The organism is Micromonospora sp. NPDC051141 (assembly GCF_044455765.1).
In the GTDB taxonomy this organism is placed as follows: domain Bacteria; phylum Actinomycetota; class Actinomycetes; order Mycobacteriales; family Micromonosporaceae; genus Micromonospora.
On record NZ_JBITFD010000017.1, the window covers coordinates 188014 to 188697 of the forward strand.

The 684-nt window shown below is 73.8% G+C and carries 1 pseudogene; it reads left to right on the top strand.

What is annotated here, in order from left to right:
• Positions 1–684: pseudogene (locus ACIA6B_RS27835) on the top strand (hypothetical protein); the annotation flags it as partial.

Below are 684 nucleotides of genomic sequence, written 5' to 3' on the forward strand. Positions count from 1 at the left end.
ACCGTCACGACGATCACCGCCCGGCGCACCACCGGCACGATCATCGCGGCGGAAGCCGCCCTCGCGACGGTCCCCGCTCGGCGCACCACCGGCACGGTCGTCACGGCGGAAGCCGCCCTCGCGACGGTCCCCTCCCCGGAAACCGCCGTCACGGTCACCGCCCCGGAAACCACCCGAGCGCTCGCCACCACGGAAACCGCCCTCACGACGGTCACCAGTGGGTCCGCCGGCGCGGTCGTCACGGCGGAAGCCGCCCTCGCGACGGTCCCCGCCCCGGAAACCACCGTCACGGTCCCCACCGCGGAAACCACCGGAGCGCTCACCGCCACGGAAACCGCCCTCACGACGGTCACCAGTGGGTCCGCCGGCACGGTCGTCACGGCGGAAGCCGCCCTCACGACGGTCACCACCACGGGTGCCGCCGGCGCGGTCGTCGCGACCGCCCCGGTACGAGGGGCGATCATCGCGGCGGGCGTCGCCGCGCCCCGCGCCACGGTCGGCGCGATCCTCGTAGCGACGGGGGCGGTCCCCGCCCTGGGGTCCAGAGCTCACAGGTGCATCCTTCCTGATGGCGTTTCCGCCAGAAACGCTAACGCAGTCGAGGGGCGCCCCCCCAGGGGGGGCCCCCCCCGGGTACGTTTTTCGGCGGGGTGCAACAAAACCACACCCACCCCCATGCACTAA